This window comes from Kitasatospora sp. GP30 (genome assembly GCF_029892145.1).
GTDB lineage: Bacteria > Actinomycetota > Actinomycetes > Streptomycetales > Streptomycetaceae > Kitasatospora > Kitasatospora acidiphila.
Window position 1 is genome coordinate 1 of the sequence record NZ_JARZAH010000052.1, and the last position, 18,614, is coordinate 18,614.

Consider the following 18,614-nt stretch of genomic DNA (forward strand, 5'->3'; position numbering starts at 1 on the left):
CCCGCACCACCGACAACGACTGAACAAGGCCAACGACGACGCGAGGGTCAGAACTCAACCGTCCAAAGTGGGTCACGGTTCAGCCGCCGCCGACAGGAGAGCTGGGTATCGAGTTGGCGAGCTTCTCGTCGGCGCCGGCGAGACTGACGCGTAGTCCTTCGACCTCGCCGAGCCAGCCTTCGCACTCGGATTCGGCGATACGGGCGATGGGGTTGTTGCGGATGTCGATCAGCCGCCCTCGCTGGTCCGGGTCGGGTCGGAGGAGTGAGCATCTGACACAAGCGAATACAGGGGGTGCCGTAAGGGCGGTCGCAGTTGCCGTAGGCGACCTCCCGCAGGGTGAAGTGCCGTTCGAAGTCGCTCCGTTCGGCCTCGGTGGGCTCGCGGTACTCTTCCCCGAGCCGGCCCGGGCGTCGGCCTTGGACGTATGCCAGGTAGGTCTTGAGGGTCTCCTCGGGATAGACGGCTGATGGTGGAGTCGGATATTGGAACTCCCCGAATGCCTCGACCAAGGTCACATTCCGCGGTCAGGGCCGTGCCAGGGAACTGGGCGGTCCTCCGGGCTCATGGGCAAGTGCTGGAGCTTGACCGGTCCGGGGTAGAAATACGTCCCATTGGGATGGATGACCTCCTCGCCGATGAGGTGGCGGTAGAGCCACTCGGCGAAGCCCATGGCGTGTTCCCAGTAGCCGCCTTCGTCCCGGTCGTGCACCACCACGCTCCAAGCGGGTGTCCGTGGGCTGCGGCTGAGGAAGACGTGGAAACCGAAGTCGGTCGACAGCGCAGGGATCAGGACTCCGTCAGCGCCGGTGTCCGGGCGTGGAAGACCGTCCCAGTCGGCGTCTCGGAAGGCTTGCTCGGTCTGCCGGATGTCCTCCAAGAGGTTCCATCGCGTGGTTGCCGGGTGGTTGAAGTAAAGGTGACTGTTGACCGTGACCGGCGCGTACTCGTCGATGAACTCCTTGTATTCGGTTGGGAGTTCTGTGCCGAACTCCGCTTCGAGGTGGGCCCAGCTCTCTGAGTCGGCGAAGCGTCGACCTCCGGGCCCTAGCATCGCGAAGACGGCAGACAGATGGTCGGTCATGGATTGCACCTCTCGTTCGGGTGGAAATCGCAGCAAGATCGACGTGGTGCTGCATCACGTTGATGGGTTCGGGACGGGATGGGTGGCCCGGCGGCTGACCTCAGCAGCGTAGGCGCCCCAGTCCCCGGCGGCGGCCCGTTGCCACTTGACGGCGACGGTGATGTGGATGCCGAGGGTGCGGGCGAGGATCGCGGCGGGCACCTCGGTGGCGAGCTGGAACAGCGCTGCGGAGCGGGTTGCCGCAAGCCGGATGCCGAGTTTTCGAAGCCGTTTGCCATGGCCCACGCACTGATCGGGCGGCCGGCCTGGCCGCCGGGAAAGAAGCCAGGGGGAGTCGGTATGGGCGATGACCGCGTGGCTGCGACGGGCGGCGACCTGTTCCACGGCCAGCTCCGCGATGGGTCCAGGCAGGGTGACTGCGACGTCGCCGAGGCGGATGCGGAACATCTGGTCGGTCTCCTCGATGTGGTCGGTGGTCAGCCGGGAGATCGCTGCCGGCCACTGTGCATAGAGGAGCAACAGCAAGCCGGCCAGACGGTCTTCGGCCCGGATGGTGTCGTCGTGCAGCAGGCGGCGGCCCAGCGGGCCTCCTCGTCCATCCGGCTGAGCGTGTTCGTCATGAATCCGGCGTCCGACCATGTCGAGACTGCCCCTGATAGTTGATCTTGTGGCGGACTTTCGCCCGGTGAGAGCCACGGGCGGATGACGATAGTGCTGACGGTGCCATTGCCCCAGACGGTGTTGTTCATCATCATCCGGCCGTCCAGGGACGCCACCGTGAACTCCGGAACGAAGCGCGTGGCGAAGAGCGTTGCGAACCCGCTCCTCAGCAGATCCACCTCACTCCCCACCAGATCCCATGGGCGCCGTTGATACGCACGAACGGCACCGCGGGCCAGCAGCGTCGGCAAGAGCGCAGTTCGCCTGCGGTGTCAGCGCGCACGCCGATAGCGTGGCCGCACGGAACTGATGGGTGATCAGGAGGGGCCGGTGCTGGAGTTCCCGGGCAGGAAGGTACTGGAGCAGCTCGGTGCGGCGGAGGCCGCAGCGCTGAGGCCGTTGTTCGAGTCGGTCGTGTTCCTGCAGCACGAGCTCGGGGCAGCTCACGCTGTGGAGGATCGGGTCCGTGCGGTGCGCGAGGCGGCCCAGTGGCGCGCGGAGGAAGAGCGCTACGCCCATCCGTACCACGCGGCCGGCGCCGTCCTTTCTGCGGCGAACAGCTACGCGGACGCGGTGGAGGCGGCACTGTGGTCGCACGCCAGCGCCTACGCGGTGCTGGGCACCCGGTTGCAGGAGCGCCTGGTCGAAGGCCGGGGCCCGCTGTCCACCGCCACTGTGGCGGAGCTGAGCGCGGAGCCGACCCTCAGCGTCCTGGAGGCGGCGCTGCGAGTGCCGGTCGACGAGCTGCTGGCGGGCCGGCCGGAGGACGAGCGGGAGCGAGCCCGCCAGCTGCAGGAGCGGCTGCTCTCCGGAGTGGACGTCGCCTACGAGGCACTGGCGGATGACATGCTCGACAAGCCGCTGAACCGCGCGGCGGCCGCCGAAGCCCGCCTGGCGGCCGCCGCCCAGCCCGGCTTCGACCCGCCGTGGATTCACCTGCTCCGCCCGCTGCTGTCCTACGCGAACGGGCTGCCGTTTGCGATCGGCCGCTTCCTCGCCTGCCGGTCCTGATCCTCCGGTCCCGGTACCTGGCCTGCCAGCGAGCGGGGGATACCGCCGTCAGCTACATCCCCCGCACCCCACATGCTGGCTGATGCGGGCCGACTGCCCCTTCCAAACGGCAGGCAATGAGGCCTAGCGTGACGATCATGTCCAGGAAAGGGGAGAACCTCGATGGCCCGATCGATCGCAGCGGCGTTCCTCGCGGACTCGTCATGGGGAGGCGGATCCGAGCAGACCGCGCCCGGGCCGCGCCCACCGATCGACTGGGTGGACCTGAGGAAGAGGGTCGAGGCCTACCCGAGCGGGTCGGTGCGCATCACCATCGGTGCCGACGGCAAGCTGCTCGTGTTCCCGGGCCGGTAGACCGGTACGGGCACCACCCCCACCTGCGTCGACCTCGCCCGCGCCGCCCGCCGGGCCGCCCGCGCCAGCGGCGATGCCCCTGCCCAACGCACCCGCACCGTAGCTGTCACCATGCTGCTCCGCCTCCGGGCTGGACAGGGGCTGGCCTTTCGATGCCGCATGCCGTTGCCCCGTCGATAATCCGACGATGGTAGTAAGGATCGCGGGGGGAGTCCAAGGGTGGAATTGACGGTACGTGAGCGGCGCTGGCTGGCAGCGGTGGGCGTGATCGGGCTCGGGGTGGCGGCGTGCTACGTGTGGGGCGACGACTACCCGTTGCCCTACAGGACGCGGGACGCCTCGGTGGTGAACCGGATCGCGTTGGACGACCCGTCCGCCAGCGGGGTGATCGTGGATGCGGACGATTGCACGATCACGCTCGACGTGAGCTGGGCCGGCTGCGACTACAAGCCCGACCTGGTCGCGCAGGAGACGGCGGAGCGGGTGACGCTCGTCCTGAAGCGCCGGGACGCCTCCGGCCCCGGGATTGGCTGCGAGGATGGCGGCGTTGCCCGGCTCAGGACCGTCCTGCACCACCCGCTCGGCACCCGATCCCTGGTCGACGCCGTCACCGGCAAGCCCGTTCCCCACGGTGAACCTGGGCAGCCTCCTCCCAGCTGACAGACCTACTGCGATGTACCGCGCGGTCACCGCTGAGGATGCGTGACAGGTAGGACTGGGAGCAATCGGTGCATTGAGCGACTTCGCGCTGGGCGAGTTGGGAGGCCCAGACGATCATTGACAGGACGGAGGCGAGCCTGCTGAGGCCGACGAGGACGACGCTCTGCCGGACACCGGGGAGGGCCTCGGAGAGCCGACCGAAGCCGCAGATGCGACTGACGCCCCAGGACCTGCGGAGACGTGAGCATCCGCCACTCCAACATTGTGTCGGTGGGACGCGCTTGGATGGGCAGCGTGCCGGTCTATGACGTGATCAAGCAGCTGCCTGACATCGCTACTGTCCGCGATCGATCCACAGCCCTGGCGATGCTGGACGCCGCCCTGAGCACCCAGTGGGACTGCAGGTACTACTCCTTCGACTCCCGCTGGTCTCCGGGCCAAGAGATGGCCTCGATGAGGGACGGCTGCGGGAACGACTACGCCATCGTGCTCTCCGCCGCCGGGCGTATGCCCAGGCGTGCGATCACGAGTCACCGATGACGCCCTATCACGTCTCGCCCCCGGCACCCTGGCCTGGGCTCTTCGACTCGGTTCCAGAGGTCTTCCGTCCCTGCGTGGAGGAGCCGGCTTTCGCCGATCACCACGGACTGCCGCGAGCGACCGTCTGCTTCCGGCGCGAGCGGTCCGATGCCCAGTGGAAGTGCGGCAACGTCCACGTGCCGGACGAGGACATGGCCGACGCCGATGGCGCGGAGTGGCTGTTCGACGTCCTTGTCGCGGGCAGCGCGGAGGCGTACCAGACCTTCGCCGAGGAGTACTACGAGGTCACTCTGAACCTTGCTGCGATCCAGGCTGTTTACGATCTCAGGCCGCTGACCCAGGAGATCGTCTCGGCGCTGAACCAAGAGGTGACACTCCGTGATCTGGCTGAGGACATCGCCGAGATCGGATATCCGACCGCCGAATGAGTCCCGGCCAGGACGCCGTCCTGACCGGTCCAGGTGCCGAATGAGCCGGGCTCGTCGCGCCGTGCTGGAGGGCTCCGCCCTGGGCCGGTGCGCTCCGGCGATCACCAGGAGCCCGCAGGTGTCGGGGCGGCGCCCGACGCGGCAGCACCTTGATCCTTTCGGCGTCGGGCCTGTTCAATCAGCAGATGACTGAGAGAGCGATGTCGAGCTTGGCACCGTCACCGCGCCCTCCGGGATGCTCGTGCTGGGGATGGCAGGCTGGATCGACTACTGGCAGCAGGTGGGCCGACCACTGTCCGAGCAGGCCCGGACTGCAGTAGCGTCCCCCACCGGCCAGGCGGAGCCGCCCTCGCCGGGACTGACGCCGGTGCTCACGAGTGGTCCTGGGTGCGATGCGGCCGGCCGGGAGCCGATTTTCCGCCGCCACAGGGCCTTGAGTGCCCATCCCGGTGACTCACCTCGCCGCGAGCAGGGGGGCGCCGAGCCCGTGCAGCAGCGTGTCGACCACCACGTCGGCGGCCTGTGCGGGACTGAGGTCGGGTAGGTTCTCGGCGGCGTGCCGCATCAGCGGCGGAAGGAGCGCGGCCACCCAGCCGGGCGGCAGGTCGGAGCGCAGCAGTCCCTCGTCGGTCGCACGCCGCAGGAAGGCGTCGACCTGGTCGATCAGGCGTTGGCGGCGCTCGCGGATCGTCTTCTCGGTGTGCAGACGGCTGGTTTCCACTGGCCATTTCCGGTTGGCCGCGATGATCCCCTCGACGTAGCGGTGCAGCGCCACCGCGACCGGGGCCTGATCGAGTCTGGCGGCGTCAACGGCCTGCTCGACCGCGTCGTATCGGGCCTGGTAGACGGCGGCCAGGAGTTCTTCGCGGGAGGCGAAGCGCCGGTAGACGGTGCGCCGGTCCACGCCCGCCTCCGCTGCGATGGCGGCGATGCTCGCCGAGGCATCGTTGGCGAGCATCCGAGCCCCGGTGCTCAGGAGAAGTTCGAGGTTGCGCGCTGCGTCGGCTCTCATGGTCATGATTGTACGCATTTACGAGGCAGATAGGCCAATCAATGCCGCATTCTTGCGCCATGTTCATACCCAAGTGCTACAGTAATGAGGCAGTTGGCGAAGCCCTTCACCCCGGGACCGAGAGGACGATCATGATCACCTATGACAAGCTGTTCATCGGCGGCACGTGGACCGAGCCGAGTAGCCCGAACCTGCTCGACATCCTGTCCCCGCACGACGAGTCGCTCGTCGGGCGCGCCGCCCAAGCCTGGCCGGCCGATATGGACCGTGCGGTGGCCGTCGCCCGCGCGGCCTTCGACGAGGGGACCTGGCCGAACACTCCGCCGGCCGAACGGATCGCGGTGCTGCGCCGCCTGAACGCCCTACGCGAGGCCCGCGCCGAGCAGATCGCGGCCGTGATCACCGCGGAGAACGGCTCCGCCGGCTGGTTCACCCGCGCCGGGCAGCCGAGCCTGACCCGGCAGGCCAACGCCTACCTGGAGGCGGCCGAGGACCTGGCGTGGGAGGAGAACCTGACTCCCACTGACCCCGCGGCCACCGTGCGCAGCGTGGTGCGCCGCGAGGCGATCGGCGTCGTGGCCGCCGTCATCCCGTGGAACTCACCGTTCTCCGCCTCCCTGGCGAAGATCATTCCGGCGTTGCTGGCCGGCAACACGGTCATCCTGAAGGTCTCACCGGAGAACTCCCTGAGCATGGGCCTGCTCGCCGACCTGCTGGCCGAGTGCGGGCTGCCCACGGGCACGATCAGCGTGCTGCCGGCTGACCGCGAAACCAGCGAGCACCTGGTGTCCCACCCCGACGTCGACAAGATCGCGTTCACCGGTTCGACCGGCGCCGGGCGCCGGATCGCCTCCATCGCTGGTCAGCAGCTCAAGCGCGTCAGTCTGGAGCTCGGCGGCAAGTCCGCCGCCATCGTCCTGCCCGACGCCGACCTGGCGAAGTTCACAGCCGGCCTGGCCTTCTCCTGCCTGCTCAACAACGGCGAGGCGTGCATCGCCCAGACCCGCATCCTCGCCCCGCGCAGGCGCTATGAGGAGGTCGTCGCCGCCGTCAAGCAGGTCGTCGAGTCGCTGAAGGTCGGCGACCCGCAGGACCCGGACACCTTCATCGGCCCGATGATCCGCCGCGACCAGCAACAGCGGGTGCGCGACTACATCGAGATCGGCATCAAGGAAGGCGCACGCCTGGTCACCGGCGGCCCGCAGGTGCCGGTCGGCCTGGAACAGGGCTACTACGTCACCCCGACCGTCTTCGCGGACGTTGACAACGCGATGCGGATCGCCCAGGAGGAGATCTTCGGCCCGGTGTTGGTCGTCATTGCCTACGAGGACGAGGACGACGCCGTGCGCATCGCCAACGACTCCGAGTATGGCCTGTCCGGCGGCGTGTGGTCCGCCGACGAGCAGCACGCCCTGGCCATCGCCCGCCGCATTCGTACCGGCACCGTCACGATCAACGGCGCCCCCGTCGGCTTCGACGGCCCGTTCGGCGGCTTCAAGGCCAGCGGCCTGGGCCGCGAGTACGGCTTCGCCGGCCTGAACACCTACCTCGAATACAAGACCGTCACCATCTGATCACCCGTCGAACAGGGGGCCGCGGGCACGCGGCCCCCGACTGGAGGCGTGCCCCACCATGCCCACAGCCCTTACCCCGCGCCCGTAGAGCGGCGCCGCACACTCCTCTCGAACACGACAGGCGCCCCGGCGTCAACGCGGCCACGAGCGCTCTGGTCCTCGCCATGCTGCTGGCCGCCCCCACCTCCTAAGAGGTGGCCGAAGGCGAAACATCGATTCTTCGCCTTGTTGGATGGTCTGGAAGCGAAGGATTCCGTTCTGACGGCCCATTTCGTCGCCCATGATGGCTGCCAACACCGGTCGACGAAGGGTGAGTTCGGCATGGCTGATTGGGTGAAGGTCCCGGGTGGTCTCTCTGCCATCTCGGCGGGGTCCAGGACCACGCGGGCCGCACCCGCGCCGACGCGAGCGCCGGCTACCACCGCGTGCTCGCCGAGATCCGGCACACCGTCACCGACCTGGCCATCGCCGCCAAGAGCAGGCCATCGGTTCCGGCCGGAGCAGGCATGGGGTGGGCAGATAGCCGGGCCCACCGACGGCCACCGGCTCCGGCGGCGTCAGGAAGCGGTCTCCCAGGTCACTGGCATGGCGGTAGCGGATCTAGACCCACGGGCCAGCGATTCCGTTGGAGGGCACTGCCGGACCGTCGTAGACGTGCTGGAACGGACACCACGGGACCTGGAGGATGTCCATGCCCTGCGGAAAACCGTCGCACCACGGCACGTCGTGCGCATACACCTGCATCACGGGCAGCAAGGGCGACTACGTGTCCGCGGGGATCTCGTCCCAGGTGTTCGGTGCAGAGATGTCAGTCGTCGTCACGGACGTTGAGCGGCCGCAGCGAAGGGTGTTTCTTTCCAGGTCGGAGGACTCCCGACATTCCGATGCCGTGCCGCTCAGGTGACTGCTCCACTCGCGGTTCGTTAGTGCGGGCAAGGGGCGGGGTGACCTGACAGATGCCGAGTGGGAGCGGCTGCGGCCGTGCGCAACGGTCGGTGCGGGCGGTGGCGTGAGCACCGGCAGGTGATCGACGGGATTCTGCACCGGGTGCGAACCGGGGTTCACTGGCGTGATCTGCCGGAGCGGTCAGGCGACCGTCTAGCCCGACCACCAGGCCCGGCCCTGGCCAGGCCGACCACCTTGCTGCGCACCACGCTCGGACGGCCTGCCCGCCGCCCTCGACGCCTCCCCGATCGGCGACCTCGCCCCCGTCGCCGAGGTCATCGCCACCTACCGCCACCGCCTGGCCCCGCGCACCGACGAACAGGCCATGGCCTCCCTGGCCGCGCCGATCGGTGGCCAGCACTGGACCCCGGCCGCCGACGCCTTCGCCCGGGCGCGCGCCGCCGGCCGAGTAGAAACGGAAGCCCCTGCCCCTGCAGCAGCCGGCTCGTTCAGCGTCCTCGCCCCGGCCCGGGTTCCGCGCCGGCTGGGTGTTGTTCGGTCCGAGCTGCCGGGTCGTCGGCTTGATGTTGGTCGGGCGGGCAGTCCGAACTCTGCCACCGGGCCCGCGGCCGGATCGAGAGTGCGTTGTTTGCGGCCGATGCTGTCTGTTCCCCTGGTAGCGGATCTACGGAGTTGATTGTCCGCCTCCGTATCCGCTGCGGCCTTGGTGATGTGGTTTTCCGCGGTTGATTGTCCGGGACTGGTCAGCGTTGGTCCGCGGCGGAGCAGCCCTCACTCTGATGGTCGATCAGTTGGCCGGGCGGCACCCGGTTCGTCCGGCGCGGCCGCTCGGAGGGGCTTTCCGCGAGAGGCCGTGCTCGCGGCAGTGACAGCCGCCACGACGCCTGATCGAGGATCAATCCACGTGCTCAGGCTCATCAAGCCGATACCGAACGGAAGGCGTACAACCATGCGCAGCAGGCTGAGGAGTTCCGCTGCCGTCTTGCTGACGGCAGTCCTCGCGTTCCTCGGGGTCTTCACCTCGGTCACCACCGCACAGGCCGACCCCGGCCTGTGCAACACGCAGTACAGCGGCTACGTGGGCAGCGCCACGTGCTCCGGAGTGCCCGCGGGCGAGGTCTGGGAGGCCCAGGTCGGCTGCTTCTTCATCGACAGCGCCGGCGTACCGGAGAGTTTCCAGGTGGTCGGGAACCAGGTGACCGGGAACGGCACGTCGACGGGGTTCTGCGGATACAGCACCTACGCGACGAAGAACATCTCGGAGGTCGTCCTGAGCGGGCCGCCGGTCTCGGGTCCCACGGGCCCGATCAAGGGCATCGCCGGCATGTGCCTCGATGTCCAGGGCGCGAACACCACCAACGCCACCCCGGTCCAGATCTACGGCTGCAACGGGTCGGGCGCCCAGCAGTGGACGGTGGCCTCCGACGGTACGTTGCACGCCCTCGGCAAGTGCCTGGACGTCCACAACGGCGGGACCGGCAACGGCACGCAGGTCCAGATCTACGACTGCAACGGTTCCGGCGCCCAGCAGTGGAAGCCGCAGCCGAACGGCTCCGTCGTGAACCCTCAGTCCGGCCGCTGCCTGGACGTGCGCAACGCCGGGACCGGCAACGGCACGCCGGTCCAGATCTACGACTGCAACGGTTCCGTCGCCCAGCAGTGGACCCTGCCGCACTGACGGGTGACGCCCGCTCTCACCCGCCGCCCTGCCGGCGGCGGGTGAGAGCGGCGGACCGGCTGCCAGCGCGGCTCGACGCCTGCTTGTCCGGTTCCAGCTCGGCAGGTGCAGAGGCCGATCAGGCAGCCGGCAGGCAGTCGGTGGCGATGTCGTTGCCTTGATCAACTTGGCCGAAGCACTATCCGCGCGCGGGCTCGCTCTGCCCCACGCGTGAACAACACCTCCCCTCTAGGCTCCTGGCATGTCTTACGGGGTGGATGCGCGGGAACTGTACGAGGCCCTGGCGTGGTACGACGGAGTGGAGCCGTACGAGAAGATCTTGGTGCCGTGGCTTTACCGGGTTCAGGACGGCTACCGCGCCTGGCTGGCCACGGCAGCCGAAGACGGCCCATGGTGGACCGAGAAGGAAGCGGAGCCGGACGGCCAGGAACTCGTGTGGGAGCTCTACGCCCTGCACGGGGTCAGCGATCAGCTGCTGCTCACCTTCCAGCCTCGCTCCGACGAGCCCGGTTCCCCGGACCCGCGGCCCTTGCTCTCAGAGCGCGAGTACCTCGAGGTGTTCACCGTTCTCGGCATGACGCCGTTCGAGGACGGCGACGCGTTCGACCCGTTCGACCCGTTCCTCCACGAGATCGTCGAGGTCGAGCAGGCAGATGACCCGCACACGCCGATCGAGATCACCGAGGTCTTCTGGCCCGGTCTGATGCTGGGCCAGTTGCTGTTCAACCGAGCGGGCGGGCGTGCGGATCCGCGCCGGCGTCGAGCAAGCGCAGCGCGGTGTCCCGGACCGCTCGCCGCTGTACTGGACCTTCCGGCGCCGTCACCGGCCAGCGGTCGACCTGTCTCAGGGCTGGGGCGGCAATTCCCAGTGGCGTACCGACTTCCGCCTCGACTACCGGTCCCCGGCGGGCGATCGACTCAACGTGGCGGGGGACCGCCCGATCGACGGCAGTGCCGACCTGCACCCCGACCACCCAAAGAATCTCAGCCCCGAGGAGAGGCTCCTGTCGCCCGGCGACCGGCGAGAGCTGTTGTGCCACCGCTGCCTCCTGCGCGCGCCCGAGGCCGCGGACGCACTGGCCGGATCGCCCGGCTGGGAGCGGGATCTGATGCCATTCGGTTGGCGGCTTCCGGACTCCGGGGCCTGACCTCGGGGCGATAGTCGGGGGATTGGGAGGGCCGGACCGGCCTGCGCCGCCCGTCCAATGGCATCGGGGAGACCTCCTGGCTCAACCAGGTCGAGCTGCAGTGCCCACTCCCCCAGGAGTCAATGGGCTGCGGATCAGCCAGAACGTGCGTTGTGTAGCCTGGCGCGTGTGCGATTGATCGCCAAGCGTAGCGGGAGGGGCGGTGGCGGTGGGGGAGTTGGTCGAGCGGCTGGTGGGATTCCACGACGGGCGGACTGACGGCGCGACAGTGGTCGCCGATTTCCGCAGGAGTGTGCTGCTGGTGCCGTTGAATGATGGGGAGCCGATGGCGGCGGACTCGGGTGGGGTTCGTTGGTTGTACGCGTTCACGGGCGAGGCCTCGCTGAGGTCGTTCGCCGTGAGCCGGAAGATGGCTGCCGTAGTCGACTACTGGACGGTCTACGGTGCGCGGCTGCTGGATGTGGCGGTGCCGGCGATGGGTGTTCCGGCGGGGGTGGCCGTGGATGTCGCGGGCCCCGCCCCATTCCTGCTACCTCCGGTGGCAGGCATCGTGCCGGCCGCGGTGACGGTGGATCGTGGCTGACTCCTACCAGGTGGACCCGACCGCGCTGAACGAGACGGCGAAAGGGATCGGGGACGCTATCGGTGAGTTGAAGAAGCTGGGGATCGCCGAGGGCGCCGAGGTCGGCCGTGGCTTCTCCAACATCGCTCTGACGGGGATGCAGGTCGGCAACGGCGATCTGCAGGGCGCGTTGCAGAACTTCTGTGATCGGTGGAGCTGGCAGGTGCGACGCCTGGTGCACGACGGCAACGACATCGCGCAGAAGCTCCACTTGTCGGCGGGGAGGTACTACGACCAGGAGCAGTACACCTCGGGCGCCTTGAAGGACCTCGCGAACGCGGCGATCGGGAACCCGGATCTGACGGACAAGCAGGTGGAGGGGGAGTCCTGGGACACGGTGCTCGGGAACAATCCGTACACGCAGATCCGTGGTGCGGACTATTCGCAGCAGTCGCTCAACCAGGCGATGTTGGACAGCAAGGCGGCCTGGGAGTCGACGGGTGCCGACATGTTGAACAGTAATCCGGAGTTGAAGGCGCTGAACGAGTTGCCGGGGAACGGCGCCGCCGTGACCGGCGACGAGGCGAAGCGTCTTGAGGCCGAGGCCGAGAAGAATCGCGCGCTCGCCCAGCAGATGGGGGATCACCGCTGATGGGGCTGCTCGACTCGGTCGGTAACGACCTGAACGACTGGTACAAGGACGGCAAGAAGGCGATCGGCTCGCAGGTCGAAAGCAACGCCCACGCGGTGGGCGGCATGCTGGACTTCGTGGGCCTGCACGACGCAGCGCACACGGTGGACAACTACGGCGACAAGATCGCCGACAAGCTGGGCGCGCAGATCGCGGAGTTGCAGCTGGGGCAGACCGATGACCCGAAGCAGCTGGTGCACGGCGATGCCAAGGCCATCGGCGAGTCGGTCAAGCACCTGCAGGTGTTCCACGATGCGTTCGAGTCGACCGGCAGCGGGCTGCGGGCGATGGACAGCGACCATTGGCAGGGGCATGCGGCGGAGGCGTTCCGCGCCAAGTTCACCCCGCACCCGGCGCAGTGGCTCGCGGCGGCGGACGCGTGTGATGCGGCGGCCAAGGCGCTGGACCAGTCGCAGACCGTCAGTTGGGCGCAGGACCAGGCGAAGCAGGCCATCGACGCCTACAACGCGGCGAAGAAGGCGCAGAAGCAGGCGCAGGACGCGTACAACTCCAGTGTCGACACCTACAACAAGGCCCTCAAGACCTATAACGACGCCACCAAGAGCAACAACCCCAGCCCGGGGCCCAAGCCGACCGATCCGGGCCCGTTCAAGGATCCGACCACCGATCAGTTCACCCACGCGCAGGATCTGCTGAACGGTGCCCGCTCGGCCCGGGACGCGGCGGCCGCGACCGCGGCTGCGGCGCTGAAGACCGCCATGGACGCGGCCCCGCCGGAGCCGAGCATGGCCGAGCGGTTGAAGCTGGACGCGTCCGATCTGGCCGCGGGTGGCGATGTCGCCAACGATCACTTCGGCGGCGGTCTCATCAAGGGCGCGGCGGGGATCGGGGACTTCATCCGCGGCATGAACCCGACGGACATCTACAACATCACCCACCCCGCCACCTACATCGACCACGTCAACCAGGTCGCCGCCGGCCTGGTGATTGCCGGCAACCACCCCACCAAGGTGGTGTCGGCCCTGGTCGGCTCCGGCTGGGGATCCGACCCGGCTGAGGCCGGTGGCTCACTCGTCACCAACATCCTGTTCGGCATGCTCACCGGCGGTGGGTGGCGATGCCGCCGTCGCGGGCAGCGACATCGCCGCCAACGCCGCGAAGGACACCGCGGAGAACGCCGCCAAGGACACTGCAGAGGATGCCGGTAAGAACGCGGCCGCCCAGCAGCCGGACCGGCTCGCGGCCGCCGCCGACCCCAACGTCGACCTGTCGGGTCTGGACGGCGTCACATGGCGCGACAGCAACGAGACGCTGTGGCGCTTCACCGACCGCTCGCCCCAAAAGATCATGCAGGACGGTGGGATGACGCCTTGGGACCCCACCAACACGAACCTGAACGAGTACGTCGCGGACAACCGGGTCCAGTCCGCGTTCGTCGGAACTACCCGTGACCCCGGATACAACCTGGTCCGCAAGTACCGGTACACGCTGGACGCCCCCGGCGGGATCGACGTCAACGCCAGCATCGCGGACAACGTCCACTGGCGGGAGCACGAGATCGCCTTCCCCGGCGGAATCAAGCTGGAGCACATCAAGGGCTGGGAAACGTGGGACCCCCTCGCCCAGCAGTGGAAGGGCTACACCGCCAACCCCTACTACAGGCCACCCCTAGGCGCCGGCACCGGCAAACATCCCTACCTGAACCGCTGACCCAAGGAACCCACCCCCGATGACAACGCCACCATCCGCCACCGAGCCGTCCGAACGCCCCGCCCCGCCCATCACCGACGAACTCCGCGCCCGCGCCCGGCAGCAGCCCGGCACCTGGATGTACAACATCGACCCCGCCTTCGACCCCGCCGGTGAAGTCCCGGTGTGGGGGATCATCGGCGGCTGGCAGATCGACCAGCGCGGCGAGCTCGTCCAGTACTGGCACAACCCGAAGTACCAGCCCTCGGCAACGGCCATGGGTGTCCCCGCGCCCGAGAACCCAGCCGAGGCCGCCCTGCAGCGCGCCGCCACCGGCCACGGCAGCGAGCACGAGCTGCTCGACGCGCTGCGGGACGCCGAACTGCTGGTCTTCGCCCACCCCGAGCACCCCGGCCTGTACATCGAACCCGGCACCGACGGCCCGGGCACCATCACCGCCTGCACCTCCACCCGCCACGTGCCCAGCGCCTGGCCCGGCTGGCTCACCGTGACCGGCCGCCAACTCGCCGCCGCCGCACCCGGGCACCTGCTGCGCATCAACCCCGGAACCACCGTCAGCGTCACCCTGCCCCTCGGCGACCTGTCCGCCACCGGCGACACCGGCCCGGAGCCGGCGAACCGATGACCAAGACCGAACGCACCTACACCCGCTGGCTCGGCTCCACCCGCCGCGACGAGTACCGGCCCGACTACCTGGCCACCCTGGACCAGGCCGCCGACGCCGCCCAACACGGAGACTGGCCCACCCTCCTCGGCCTGCTCCCCCAGCCCGGGCAGGCCGGCGCACAGATCAGCGCCACCACGCTGGCCAACACCCGCCGCGTCGGCGACCCCAGCGACTCCGCGCCCCTGCACCACGCTGCCCGGCTCGCCGCCCCGCCCGCCGTCATCGACCAGCTCGTCGCGGCCGGTGCCTGGCGCACCCTGCGGGACGCCCACGGCGAACGCCCCGTGGACATCGCCAGCCGCCTGGGCCACCACCACCTGGTCCCGCTGCTGCAGCCGGCCCCGAAACACCTGGTACCCGACGAGGTACTCCGGGCCATGGAGCCGCAGCTGCATGTACTGCTGCGCGCCCGGGCCCAGGAGCTCGCCGGCCACCAAGACTTGCTGATGCCTCAGGTCGGGGTACTGACCGAACTGCCCGACCCGCTCCTGGCGGTGACGGTGCCGGGCATGTACGGCAACTTCATCATCGAGCTGGAACACGCCGACGATCCGGACACGGTGCGGTTGGAGGTTTCCGGCTCCAGCCGCGTGGCCGGTGGCTCCGGCCAGACCCACCACATCACGGCGGCCGGCTGCACCCTGGTGGAAGACGGCTGGGGCTGACAGCTGCAGCCCGGCAACCAACCGCTCGCTGCCCCGGCATTCCCGGGGCAGCGCGAGCCACCGACCACCGACCGTGCCTGTCACAGCGTCAGACGCACACTCACCACACCGCCAGACAACCCGACAAGCACACTGCCATCTCCCGCTACGGTCACGGAGTGGACCGCAGGCCCCAGACGCACGTCAACCGTGCTGCCCGGTGACCCAAGACGGCGCACCCGCACGAGCCCGTCGCGCCAAGCACTGGCAACAACCAGACCCCGCGGGCCGCTACCGACCCCGACCGCCACGACCGGGCACGACCGGGCACGACCGGACTCGGCATCGGCAACTGGCCGGGCTTCCACGCCCGCACAGTGCCGTCAGCACCACCACTGACCAGCAACACCCCGGCCCCCTGAGACAGATGAACCCCGCCAAGGGCGGTGACCGCGCCCGTGTGCAGCATCTGCGCCTGCGCACTCGACTCGCCGAGCCAGTGCACCGCCCCAGAACTGTCCCCCATAGCCGGCACGGCGGCCAGCGCAGTGGCCTTGAGACCGGCAAGAGCCGGCCCGTCGGGGCCGGACAGCACCCGCACCGCCGCCTCGACCCCGGCCTGACCGCCATCCAGAGCCGCGATCGTTCCATCAGCCAGGCAGACGAGCGAGCGAAGCCCGGCCGGCGCGGAAGGCCACGGAGCTCCGACCAGCTCACCCGAGTCCTGGTCCAGCAGCACCAGGGTGCCGTCGACGTCAGCCACCAACACCCGGCCGGCCAAGGCGCCCTGGCCGACCGCGATCGCTGCCAGCGGCGGTGCCGAACGCTCCCGCCAGTGTGCCCAGTTACCCCGCCACGGAGCCTTGGGAAGGTTCGGCAGCCTGCCGACACCGGCGGTGCCGAGGAGATGGGCATCCAGCACGCTCGCCCGCACGGCGACCTGGTGCTCGTCGATCAGCGCCGGCCCGGCTCGCATCCAAGCAGCAGCCAAAGGCGCGTCAGGCTGCGCTGCGAAGGCCGCGGCCACCGCGCGCGGCTCGGCACTCACCAGGAACAACGGGTCGTCCAGCAACGGCTGAGCCACACCACCGCGCACCGCATGCCCGAGCAGCACACCGAGCACGCCCTCGTCCGCCCCGAGAAACATCTGGCTGCGGCCGATCGGCTGCGCCAGCCCGACGGCCAACCGGCGGGCCAGCCCCGCATCGTCGACATCCACTCCGTCCAGCACCGCATCCCGCAGGGGGCCGCCGGGTATGAACCAGCGGCCGTCCCCCAGCGCATTGAACGCAAGCCACCGCTCCGCCTGCTGCACTCGATCCGCCCCAGGCAGCATGGCCCACTGCGCAGGTGTGACCGGCCTGTCAGCCAGCGCCAGTGCCCGCACCGTAGGTCTCACCTCCTGGGGCACTGCCGACCACCAGGCCTCGACGACACCACGGTCCGACGGTGAACCCGTCGGCACGGCGGCGGCCAGCTTCGCCAAGCCCGGACTCGGATACACCTGCTGGGCGGTGAACGGCGAACTCCCGGCCAGGCGCCCGTACCAGCGATCGAAGCGCCCCGGGTCGGTCCAACCGGGATCGTCCAGATCCAGTACCGCCGCGTCGCCGGCGGCAAGCGTCCTCTCCTCGGCGCTGCCGGTGGCTGCCTCCACCACGATGCGCACCCCTGGCAGCGACAGCAGGGGGACGAGCAGCCCTGCGGCGATCCCCGCCGGATCCACCGCTCGACCCACATCCCACACCAGCAGCAGGCGCTGCACCGGCGACGTACCGAGCTCATTCAGCAGTTGGTCCGTGGTCTGCGCGCAGCAGCCCAACTGGCGTCCCATCAGCCAGACCGCGCCCTCCACACTGAGGCCGGCCATCGACAAGGCGGCAGCGGGAAGCGTCGGACTGTCAGGGGAACGGCAAACCGTGTCCAGCCAGGTGACGAGGTGGGACTTGCCGCTGCCTGGCGCTCCCGAGACGCGGCACAGCCGGGGTGCCCGACCATCGTCGAGCCGGCGCAGCAGCGCCAAGCCGGCTGGCTGCCGACCCGCTCGCAGTGGGGGCAACCAGCCGTACTCCCTCGCCATCACAGCACCTTTCGATCGATGTCGAACCATCGCGGGCAAGTAGGGGACTTCACGCTCCACGCTTCCCAGCCCTGAGCCAGGCCCGCCGCGGATCCTCGAGCACAGCGCTGGCACGGGCTGGACCCGTGGTTCACGGGCGGCGTGTCGTTGGACTTGGCGGGCCTATGTCAGGGAACGGTATTACTCTCTGGGGTTGGATGCGCACACGCACTTTGGGGGTTGTGCTCGTGGCAGGGGGATTTCACGTCGTACCGACGGACATGCTCGTCGCCTCGGCGGGTTTCACCGATCTTCAGAACTGGGCGTCCCTTCAGGTCCATCGCGCTCTGATCGGCTCGATGGACGACGCTGCCGGCATGGCCGACGACGACGATGCCGGCCACTCCTTCGCCGCCAAGTACGAGCCCGCCGCGCAGGCCGTGGTGACCGCGGTCGGACGAGCCGTCGCGCAGCTGGGTGGCACCGCCAACGGCCTCTACTCGATGGCCATGAACTACATCGAGACGGACGCCGATGTCGCGGCGAACCTGATGCGGCCCTACGAGCTGCCGGCGTCCAGCAGCCCGGGGTGCGATGAGGAGCCGCTCAACGTGCAGATCCCCTCGGCGGTCGGCCACAACAACTCCGTCGTCGACGAAATCGTCGCGCAGTTCTGGCCTGAAGGAGACCCCGGCAAACTCCGCCAGGCCGGCTCGGACTGGAAGAAGCTGGCCGAGCTCGTCAGCACCCTCGGTCTCGAAGGCGACAAGCGGGTCCAGACCGTCACCGCGTCCAGTACCTCAACGGCCGTCGACGGCTTCGCCGCGTCCTGGGCGAAGATGCACGACGGTTGCGCCACACAGGGCCCGCTTCTGAACAGCATCACCAACGCCGCCTTCAAGCTCGGCACGGCCTGCGAAGCGTATGCGCAAGCCTCGACGACTTGCGCTCGACGCTGGAGGACGCCGGCGCCGTCGCCGGCATCGTCGCCGGCGTCGGGATCGGCCTGACGATCTTCACGCTCGGTGCCTCGGACGCGGCCAGCGGCCGGCGGCGAGGCGGCCATCGTGGCCGAAGCCGGGACCGCGGCCGCCGCCATGGCCACCGAGATCGAAGGCAGCGCCGAACTCGCGGTCCTCGCCGAGGCGGAAGCCATCCTCAACGAGGCCGCCGCAAGCCTGTCGCCGATCGTTACGACTGCGGCGGTCACGGCCACTGGAGCCACCCTGGCGCTCGCCGGCGCGCCCGCGGCCGTGGCCACCACA

The 18,614-nt window shown here is 69.2% G+C and carries 20 protein-coding genes and 1 pseudogene; 16 read left to right on the forward strand and 5 right to left on the reverse strand.

Translation table 11 applies throughout. The features are described 5' to 3' along the window. Nucleotides 1–514: 514 nt before the first annotated feature. Together P3T35_RS37040 and P3T35_RS37045 are read right to left on the reverse strand one after the other, a co-directional pair. A complete protein-coding gene (locus P3T35_RS37040) occupies nt 515–1,084 on the reverse strand; it encodes an SMI1/KNR4 family protein (protein WP_101378281.1) in 570 nt (189 codons plus the stop codon). Nucleotides 1,085–1,138: 54 nt separating this feature from the next. Then, nucleotides 1,139–1,723, reverse strand: a complete 585-nt coding sequence (locus P3T35_RS37045) for a hypothetical protein (protein WP_180356235.1) — start codon at nt 1,721–1,723, stop codon at nt 1,139–1,141. Nucleotides 1,724–2,053: 330 nt separating this feature from the next. On the opposite strand from P3T35_RS37045, the gene P3T35_RS37050 reads away from it, so the two are divergent. From P3T35_RS37050 to P3T35_RS40510, 5 genes are all read left to right on the forward strand, one after another. Beyond that, nucleotides 2,054–2,755, forward strand: a complete 702-nt coding sequence (locus P3T35_RS37050) for a hypothetical protein (protein WP_180356236.1) — start codon at nt 2,054–2,056, stop codon at nt 2,753–2,755. A gap of 162 nt (nt 2,756–2,917) precedes the next feature. Continuing rightward, nucleotides 2,918–3,109 (forward strand): hypothetical protein, encoded by a 192-nt coding sequence (locus tag P3T35_RS37055; protein ID WP_101378285.1) that lies wholly within the window; start codon nt 2,918–2,920, stop codon nt 3,107–3,109. A 219-nt stretch (nt 3,110–3,328) separates the two neighbouring features. Then, nucleotides 3,329–3,769 carry a hypothetical protein gene (locus tag P3T35_RS37060; RefSeq protein ID WP_143676676.1) on the forward strand — a complete coding sequence of 147 codons (441 nt, stop codon included), beginning with the start codon at nt 3,329–3,331 and terminating at the stop codon, nt 3,767–3,769. Nucleotides 3,770–4,009: 240 nt separating this feature from the next. Next, nucleotides 4,010–4,309: a hypothetical protein gene (locus P3T35_RS40505; protein ID WP_348533454.1), complete on the forward strand. Its 300-nt coding sequence runs from the start codon at nt 4,010–4,012 to the stop codon at nt 4,307–4,309. Nucleotides 4,310–4,383: 74 nt separating this feature from the next. Continuing rightward, the gene (locus P3T35_RS40510; protein WP_348533455.1) at nt 4,384–4,737 is read left to right on the forward strand and encodes a hypothetical protein; all 354 of its coding nucleotides are present in this window, start codon (nt 4,384–4,386) and stop codon (nt 4,735–4,737) included. Nucleotides 4,738–5,191: 454 nt separating this feature from the next. On the opposite strand, the gene P3T35_RS37070 is transcribed toward P3T35_RS40510, so the two are convergent. Beyond that, nucleotides 5,192–5,749: a TetR family transcriptional regulator gene (locus tag P3T35_RS37070; RefSeq protein WP_101384718.1), complete on the reverse strand. Its 558-nt coding sequence runs from the start codon at nt 5,747–5,749 to the stop codon at nt 5,192–5,194. Nucleotides 5,750–5,880: 131 nt separating this feature from the next. Here P3T35_RS37070 and P3T35_RS37075 point away from each other — a divergent pair, with 131 nt between their 5' ends. The 3 genes and pseudogenes from P3T35_RS37075 to P3T35_RS37085 all read left to right on the forward strand — a co-directional run bounded on the left by P3T35_RS37075 (nt 5,881) and on the right by P3T35_RS37085 (nt 9,907). Beyond that, nucleotides 5,881–7,323 carry an aldehyde dehydrogenase gene (locus P3T35_RS37075; protein WP_101378288.1) on the forward strand — a complete coding sequence of 481 codons (1,443 nt, stop codon included), beginning with the start codon at nt 5,881–5,883 and terminating at the stop codon, nt 7,321–7,323. A gap of 949 nt (nt 7,324–8,272) precedes the next feature. Then, nucleotides 8,273–8,415 (forward strand): annotated as a pseudogene (locus P3T35_RS37080) (transposase); the annotation flags it as partial. Nucleotides 8,416–9,211: 796 nt separating this feature from the next. Then, nucleotides 9,212–9,907 carry a ricin-type beta-trefoil lectin domain protein gene (locus P3T35_RS37085; protein ID WP_280709375.1) on the forward strand — a complete coding sequence of 232 codons (696 nt, stop codon included), beginning with the start codon at nt 9,212–9,214 and terminating at the stop codon, nt 9,905–9,907. Nucleotides 9,908–10,442: 535 nt separating this feature from the next. Here the strand turns inward: P3T35_RS37085 and P3T35_RS37090 are convergent. Beyond that, nucleotides 10,443–10,571: a hypothetical protein gene (locus P3T35_RS37090; protein ID WP_280709377.1), complete on the reverse strand. Its 129-nt coding sequence runs from the start codon at nt 10,569–10,571 to the stop codon at nt 10,443–10,445. A gap of 76 nt (nt 10,572–10,647) precedes the next feature. Here P3T35_RS37090 and P3T35_RS37095 point away from each other — a divergent pair, with 76 nt between their 5' ends. The 7 genes from P3T35_RS37095 to P3T35_RS37125 all read left to right on the forward strand — a co-directional run bounded on the left by P3T35_RS37095 (nt 10,648) and on the right by P3T35_RS37125 (nt 15,311). Next, complete coding sequence (locus P3T35_RS37095; RefSeq protein WP_101378290.1) at nt 10,648–11,055, forward strand: hypothetical protein; 408 nt, start codon at nt 10,648–10,650, stop codon at nt 11,053–11,055. A 202-nt stretch (nt 11,056–11,257) separates the two neighbouring features. Next, entirely contained in the window at nt 11,258–11,638 is a 381-nt protein-coding gene (locus P3T35_RS37100) for an SseB family protein (protein WP_280709379.1), read from the forward strand. Next, nucleotides 11,631–12,269 carry a hypothetical protein gene (locus tag P3T35_RS37105; RefSeq protein ID WP_101378291.1) on the forward strand — a complete coding sequence of 213 codons (639 nt, stop codon included), beginning with the start codon at nt 11,631–11,633 and terminating at the stop codon, nt 12,267–12,269. Before P3T35_RS37100 ends, P3T35_RS37105 begins: the two co-directional genes overlap by 8 nt. After that, a complete protein-coding gene (locus P3T35_RS37110) occupies nt 12,269–13,477 on the forward strand; it encodes a putative T7SS-secreted protein (RefSeq protein ID WP_101378292.1) in 1,209 nt (402 codons plus the stop codon). The genes P3T35_RS37105 and P3T35_RS37110 overlap by 1 nt, the downstream gene beginning before the upstream one ends. Then, nucleotides 13,377–13,979, forward strand: a complete 603-nt coding sequence (locus P3T35_RS37115; protein WP_101378293.1) for a hypothetical protein — start codon at nt 13,377–13,379, stop codon at nt 13,977–13,979. Before P3T35_RS37110 ends, P3T35_RS37115 begins: the two co-directional genes overlap by 101 nt. A gap of 19 nt (nt 13,980–13,998) precedes the next feature. After that, a complete protein-coding gene (locus P3T35_RS37120) occupies nt 13,999–14,604 on the forward strand; it encodes a type VII secretion system-associated protein (RefSeq protein WP_101378294.1) in 606 nt (201 codons plus the stop codon). Beyond that, nucleotides 14,601–15,311: a hypothetical protein gene (locus tag P3T35_RS37125; RefSeq protein ID WP_101378295.1), complete on the forward strand. Its 711-nt coding sequence runs from the start codon at nt 14,601–14,603 to the stop codon at nt 15,309–15,311. Before P3T35_RS37120 ends, P3T35_RS37125 begins: the two co-directional genes overlap by 4 nt. Before the next feature lie 151 nt (nt 15,312–15,462). On the opposite strand, the gene P3T35_RS37130 is transcribed toward P3T35_RS37125, so the two are convergent. Further along, on the reverse strand, nt 15,463–17,313 hold the full coding sequence (locus P3T35_RS37130; RefSeq protein ID WP_143676677.1) for a hypothetical protein: 1,851 nt from the start codon (nt 17,311–17,313) through the stop codon (nt 15,463–15,465). Nucleotides 17,314–17,567: 254 nt separating this feature from the next. Here P3T35_RS37130 and P3T35_RS37135 point away from each other — a divergent pair, with 254 nt between their 5' ends. Beyond that, a complete protein-coding gene (locus P3T35_RS37135) occupies nt 17,568–18,359 on the forward strand; it encodes a hypothetical protein (RefSeq protein ID WP_143676678.1) in 792 nt (263 codons plus the stop codon). Nucleotides 18,360–18,614 lie beyond the last annotated feature (255 nt).

Coding starts and splice junctions, on each gene's coding strand:
- P3T35_RS37040 (WP_101378281.1), bottom strand. CDS start 1,084: ATGACCGACCATCTGTCTGCCGTCTTCGCGATGCTAGGGCCCGGAGGT.
- P3T35_RS37045 (WP_180356235.1), bottom strand. CDS start 1,723: ATGGTCGGACGCCGGATTCATGACGAACACGCTCAGCCGGATGGACGA.
- P3T35_RS37050 (WP_180356236.1), top strand. CDS start 2,054: ATGGGTGATCAGGAGGGGCCGGTGCTGGAGTTCCCGGGCAGGAAGGTA.
- P3T35_RS37055 (WP_101378285.1), top strand. CDS start 2,918: ATGGCCCGATCGATCGCAGCGGCGTTCCTCGCGGACTCGTCATGGGGA.
- P3T35_RS37070 (WP_101384718.1), bottom strand. CDS start 5,749: ATGAGAGCCGACGCAGCGCGCAACCTCGAACTTCTCCTGAGCACCGGG.
- P3T35_RS37075 (WP_101378288.1), top strand. CDS start 5,881: ATGATCACCTATGACAAGCTGTTCATCGGCGGCACGTGGACCGAGCCG.
- P3T35_RS37110 (WP_101378292.1), top strand. CDS start 12,269: ATGGGGCTGCTCGACTCGGTCGGTAACGACCTGAACGACTGGTACAAG.
- P3T35_RS37120 (WP_101378294.1), top strand. CDS start 13,999: ATGACAACGCCACCATCCGCCACCGAGCCGTCCGAACGCCCCGCCCCG.
- P3T35_RS37125 (WP_101378295.1), top strand. CDS start 14,601: ATGACCAAGACCGAACGCACCTACACCCGCTGGCTCGGCTCCACCCGC.
- P3T35_RS37135 (WP_143676678.1), top strand. CDS start 17,568: ATGCGCACACGCACTTTGGGGGTTGTGCTCGTGGCAGGGGGATTTCAC.